A 5,568-nucleotide genomic window follows, 5' to 3' on the forward strand; every position below is an offset into this window, starting at 1 on the left:
CGGTCGAGCTGCCCGCCGGCCAGGAGCTTGCGGTGGAAGGCGGCCAGATCGGCGTCGTAGCCCACCTTGTCGGCAAGCTTCTTGGCGCTGTCGGAGGCCGGGGTGACCATGGTCTCCAGATAGAACTGGTTCTGCTCGACCACGGTGTCGGCCACATTGGCGAGGAGCTTGCCGCGGTCCCAGGTCGCCAGGCTGAACTTGCCGAACGTGTCGAAGAAGTGGTCGTGCCCGGACTGATCGGCGGGGAAGTCCTGCATGGACCAGGCCCTGATGATCTGCTGCCGGAAGGCGGCGTCCGTCCGTGCGTCGGATGCGGGCCTGGTGCCCGACCCGCACGGCGGCGCCACAGCCGTCATCGTCGCGTCGATGCAGAGGCCCCTCTCGATCGCGAGCTTGATCAGGTACTCGGTCGTGGCCGCGCCCGACAAGTGGTTGTGGAGGTCACCCCCCTTGGGCAGATCCCTGAAGAAGGCCTTCAGCCGCGCGGGCCTGTTCCGCAGCGAACCGAGGTACGCGGCGGTCCTGCGTTCGGCCGCGGTCACCACGCGGGGCGAGGCCTGCCCGACGCTCTGCGGCGACGCGTCGTTCGTGGGCGCGGGCGCGGCAGCGGCCGGGAACGACGGGAGCAGGGTCAGCACGGTGAGTGCGCCGAGCCCGGCCAGGAGGCGGGACTTGGGACGGTGTTCCGTCCGGATTGTTGAGATCACGGCCGAATGATCGCGCCCGAGGAGGTATTTTTCACCCAAACCACATCTATGGCCTGAAACCTCCACTCGATCGAGTGCTTGACCGGCCGCACGACATGTCACGTGGCAGGCCGCACGACGTACCACGTGACATGCCAACGCCGGCCGTGCGACGCCGGCGTGGCAGCCGGGTGCCATACGGTTGCGGCGCCTTGCGGATCAAGCCGTCACCGCGTGTGACACGGTTGAGTGGCCCGAGCGGTCGCGTCCGCCGCACACCTTTCCGGCCCGGCCCCGCCGTGGCACCTTCGCCGGCGCCGCACGCACGAAATGGAGCATCCGAGGATGGCTCGACACCTGGTCACCAGCGCGCTTCCCTACATCAACGGGATCAAGCATCTGGGCAACATGGCCGGGTCGATGCTTCCGGCGGACGTGTACTCCCGGTACCTCCGCCGGCGCGGTCACGACGTCCTGTACATCTGCGCCACCGATGAGCACGGGACGCCGGCCGAACTGGCGGCCAAGGCCGCCGGGATGTCGGTGGCGGAGTTCTGCGCGCAGGCCCACGACGCGCAGAAGGCCGTGTACGACGGTTTCCAGCTGGCCTTCGACTACTTCGGCCGCAGCTCCTCGCGGCAGAACGCCGAGATCACCCAGCACTTCGCGCGCAGGCTGCACGGACACGGGTTCATCGAGGAGCGGGCGGTCCGCCAGGTGTACTCGCCGGTCGACGGCCGCTTCCTGCCGGACCGCTACATCGAGGGCACCTGTCCGCACTGCGGCTACGACAGGGCCCGCGGCGACCAGTGCGAGAACTGCACCCGCGTCCTGGACCCGACCGACCTGCTGAACCCGCGCTCGGTGATCAGCGGCTCCACGGAGCTGGAGGTCCGCGAGACCACGCACCTGTTCCTCCTCCAGTCCAGGCTCCAGGACGAGGTGGAAGCGTGGGTGGCCCGGCACGAGGAGCAGTGGCCGCAGCTTTCTTCGTCCATCGCCCGCAAATGGCTGACCGAGGGCCTGCAGGACCGCGCCATCACCCGTGACCTGGACTGGGGTGTCCCGGTTCCGGCCGACACCTGGCCGGAGCTCGCGGCCGAGGGCAAGGTCTTCTACGTCTGGTTCGACGCCCCGATCGAGTACATCGGCGCGACGAAGGAGTGGTCGGACGCGGCCCCGGACGGTGAGAGCCGCGACTGGAAGTCGTGGTGGTACGAGGCCGACGACACCGTCCGCTACACGCAGTTCATGGCCAAGGACAACGTCCCGTTCCACACGGTGATGTTCCCGGCCACGGAGCTCGGTGTCCGCGAGCCCTGGAAGAAGGTCGACGTCGTCAAGGGCTTCAACTGGCTGACGTACTACGGCGGCAAGTTCTCCACCTCCCAGCAGCGGGGCATCTTCACCGACGCGGCCCTGGAGACACTGCCGGCCGACTACTGGCGGTACTTCCTGATCGCCAACGCCCCCGAGTCCGACGACTCCTCCTTCACCTGGGAGCACTTCGCCGCCACGGTCAACAAGGATCTGGCGGACACGCTCGGCAACTTCGTCAACCGCGTGCTGTCCTTCTCCCGAAAGAGATTCGGTGACGAGGTCCCGGCCGGCAGCGCCGCCGGTGAGACGGAAACGCGCCTGGGCGGTGAGATCGCGCGGCTCCTCGCCGAGTACGAGGAGCACATGGAGGCCCTCCGGTACCGCAAGGCCGCCGCCGCGTTGCGCGCCCTGTGGTCGGCGGGCAACTCCTACCTGGAGGCGAAGGCCCCCTGGCTGGAGATCAGGACCGACCCGGACGGCGCGGCCCTGACCCTGCGTACGGCGATGAACCTCATCCACCTCTACGCGATCGTCTCCGAACCGCTGATCCCGGCCTCGGCCGCCGCCATGCGCGGCGCCTTCGCGCTGGAAGCCGACACGGCGGCCTGGGTGACCCCTGAGCAGGCCGAGTCCCTGGACACCGTCCCGGCCGGTACGCCGTTCACCGTGCCGCCGGTCCTCTTCGCGAAGATCACGGAGGAGAACCTGGACTCCTACCGCGAGCGCTTCGGCGGAGCCGGCGCCTGACGGAGCCGTCCGCGCCCGTGACGCCCGCGGTTCCGTCAGGCAGTGCTGTCCGGGGCCGTTTCGGGTTTCGTGTGGAGGACCTCGCGGGCCTGCTCCGCGGAGCGGATGGTGCTCTCGGCGACGAAGTCGAGGAAGCGGGCGATGTTCTCCAGGCGGACGCCGGCCGGGGTGCCGGGACCGAGGACGCCGACGCCCTGCCGTGCGGTCTCGACGATCTGGGCGGCGGACCGGGCGCTGGAGATCATTGACTGGTACCAGATGTCGTCGTCGACGACGTAGCGCTCGCGGCGGCGTCCGTCGCGTTCCCGTCGAACGAGGCCCTGGCTGTCGAGGAACGCGATCGCCTTGGAGATGGACGCCGGGCTGACCTTGAGGCGCTGGACGAGTTCGGACGCGGTGAGGCTGCCCGAGTCGGCTGTGTAGAGGCAGGTCATCACCCGGGCCATCATCTTGGGCGTGCCCGACTGTATGAGGACGGTGGTGAACGCCTCCTCGTACTCGCGCACCTCCTCGGGGTCGCGTCCGTGGGCCTGCGGGATCGCCTCCGACTCCCGGGGCGCGGACTGACTGCGCCGGTGGGTGCGGCGTTCGGTGGCGCGGTGGGCGAGGTCGGCGCGGTACGTGGTGGGGCCACCGTTGCGCATCACCTCGCGCGTGACCGTCGAGGTCGGACGGCCGAGGCCTCTGGCGATCTCCGCGTAGGCCAGGCCGTCGGCCAGTCCCAGCGCGATCTGCTGACGTTCCTGCTGGGTGAGCCTGCCTCCCGGCATCGCGGTCTCCTTCGTGGTCTGCGGTGGCCTCAGCATAGCGTTCACTCGCATTTCATTGCAACGTTCAGTGTGGGGTTGTTGCATTAGGTTCGAGATCATTGCAATGATGTCATGCCTTTGACCTGCAATGATGACGAGTCTATGCAACGAGTATGTTGTGCGATCTTTGAACACAACGTAGCGTTTCCACTATCAGAAACACCGGGCGGGAGAAGCGCCCGGTGGAGAAGAAGGAGAACGCAATGCAGAAGTTCGACACCCCCACCCCCGTGTCGGCCGTCCTCGACATCCCCGCGGGACGCATCCGGTTCATCGCCGCCGACCGGTCCGACACCACGGTCGAGGTCCTGCCCGCGGACGCCTCGAAGGGCCGCGACGTGCGGGCGGCGGAGCAGACCACCGTCGAGTACGGCGATGGCGTACTGCGGATCGCGGCCTCACCGACGAAGAACCGCGTCCTCGGCAGCTCCGGATCCATCGAGGTGACCATCCAGTTGCCCGTCGATTCCCGCATCGAGGCGAAGGCGGCCGGTGCCGAGTTGCGGGGCGTCGGGCGGCTCGGCGACGTCGCCTTCGAGGGTGCGCAGGGCACGGTCAAGCTCGACGAGGCCGCGAGCGCCCGCCTCACCCTCCTCGCCGGCGACGTCTCGATCGGTCTCCTGGGCGGCCCCGCGGAGATCAGCACCCAAAAGGGCGACCTCCGGATCGCCGAGGCCGTGCGCGGCACGGTCGTACTGCGCACCGGGTCCGGCGACGTGTCGGTCGGCGCCGCCCGCGGAGTCTCCGCCTCGCTGGACGCCGGCACCACCTACGGCCGGATCGAGAACGCGCTCAAGAACACCGACGGCGCCGCCGCCGGCCTGAACATCCGCGCGACCACCGCCTACGGCGACATCGTCGCCCGCAGCCTCTGAGGAGCAAGCGTCATGACGAACCTGGCCATCGCGGCGAACGGGCTGCGCAAGTCCTACGGTGAAAAGGTCGTGCTCGACGGCGTCGACCTGGCCGTCCCTGAGGGAACGGTGTTCGCGTTGCTCGGCCCGAACGGCGCCGGCAAGACCACCGTCGTCAAGATCCTCTCCACCCTCGTCTCCGCAGACGCCCCGTCCGCCGATGCCGGCTCCGGCTCCGGCTCCGGCTCCGGCTCCGGTTCAGGTTCCGGTTCAGGTGGTGTCCGGGTCGGGGGTCATGACCTCGCCGCGAACCCCCAGGCGGTACGGGCCGCGATCGGCGTCACCGGCCAGTTCTCCGCGGTCGACGGCCTGATCACCGGCGAGGAGAACATGCTCCTCATGGCCGACCTGCACCACCTCCCCCGCGACGAGGGACGGCGCGCCGCCGCCGGGCTGCTGGAGCGCTTCGACCTCACCGACGCCGCGAAGAAGCCGGCCTCCACCTACTCCGGCGGCATGAAACGCCGCCTCGACATCGCCATGACCCTGGTCGGCAACCCGCGGATCATCTTCCTCGACGAACCCACCACCGGCCTCGACCCCCGCAGCCGCCACAACATGTGGAACATCATCCGCGAACTCGTCGCCGACGGCGTCACCGTCTTCCTCACCACCCAGTACCTGGAGGAAGCTGACCAACTCGCCGACCGCATCGCCGTCCTCAACAACGGAAAGATCGCCGCCGAAGGCACCGCCAAGGAACTGAAGCGCCTCATCCCCGGCGGACACGTCCGCCTCCGCTTCACCGACCCCGCCGCTTACCACAGCGCCACCCTCACCCTCAACAACGCCACCCGCGACGACGAAGCACTCTCCCTGCAGATCCCCGGCGACGGCAGCCAACACGAACTGCGCACCATCCTCGACCGCCTGGACACCGCCGGCGTCGAAGCCGACGAACTGACCGTCCACACCCCCGACCTCGACGACGTGTTCTTCGCCCTGACCGGCGCCGCAGACATCCCCGACCAGCCCAAGGAGACAGCCCGATGAGCACCCTCACCCTCGCCGCCCGCGACTCCGCCACCATGCTGCGCCGCAACCTCCTGCACGCCCGCCGCTACCCCTCCCTCACCCTGAACCTGCTCCTCA

Annotated in this window: 4 protein-coding genes and 2 pseudogenes; 4 read left to right on the top strand and 2 right to left on the bottom strand. The window is 68.9% G+C overall.

Annotated elements, in window-relative coordinates; all coding sequences use genetic code 11:
* Positions 1-707, bottom strand: a pseudogene (locus tag J1C73_RS31950) (adenosine deaminase); the annotation flags it as partial.
* Between the two features lie 324 nt (positions 708-1,031).
* Between J1C73_RS31950 and metG the strand changes: the two are divergent.
* A complete protein-coding gene (gene metG, locus J1C73_RS31955; protein ID WP_207319424.1) occupies positions 1,032-2,753 on the top strand; it encodes a methionine--tRNA ligase in 1,722 nt (573 codons plus the stop codon).
* A gap of 35 nt (positions 2,754-2,788) precedes the next feature.
* Here the strand turns inward: metG and J1C73_RS31960 are convergent, their stop codons facing one another.
* A complete protein-coding gene (locus tag J1C73_RS31960; protein ID WP_207319425.1) occupies positions 2,789-3,523 on the bottom strand; it encodes a helix-turn-helix domain-containing protein in 735 nt (244 codons plus the stop codon).
* Between the two features lie 242 nt (positions 3,524-3,765).
* Between J1C73_RS31960 and J1C73_RS31965 the strand changes: the two genes are divergently transcribed.
* From J1C73_RS31965 to J1C73_RS35295, 3 genes and pseudogenes are all read left to right on the top strand, one after another.
* Positions 3,766-4,437: a DUF4097 family beta strand repeat-containing protein gene (locus J1C73_RS31965; protein ID WP_207319426.1), complete on the top strand. Its 672-nt coding sequence runs from the start codon at positions 3,766-3,768 to the stop codon at positions 4,435-4,437.
* A gap of 12 nt (positions 4,438-4,449) precedes the next feature.
* Positions 4,450-5,469 carry an ATP-binding cassette domain-containing protein gene (locus tag J1C73_RS31970; RefSeq protein WP_207319427.1) on the top strand — a complete coding sequence of 340 codons (1,020 nt, stop codon included), beginning with the start codon at positions 4,450-4,452 and terminating at the stop codon, positions 5,467-5,469.
* Positions 5,466-5,568 (top strand): annotated as a pseudogene (locus J1C73_RS35295) (ABC transporter permease); the annotation flags it as partial. The gene J1C73_RS31970 and the pseudogene J1C73_RS35295, both read left to right, overlap by 4 nt.

This window comes from Streptomyces laculatispora (assembly GCF_017353455.1).
Taxonomy (GTDB): Bacteria; Actinomycetota; Actinomycetes; order Streptomycetales; family Streptomycetaceae; genus Streptomyces; species Streptomyces laculatispora.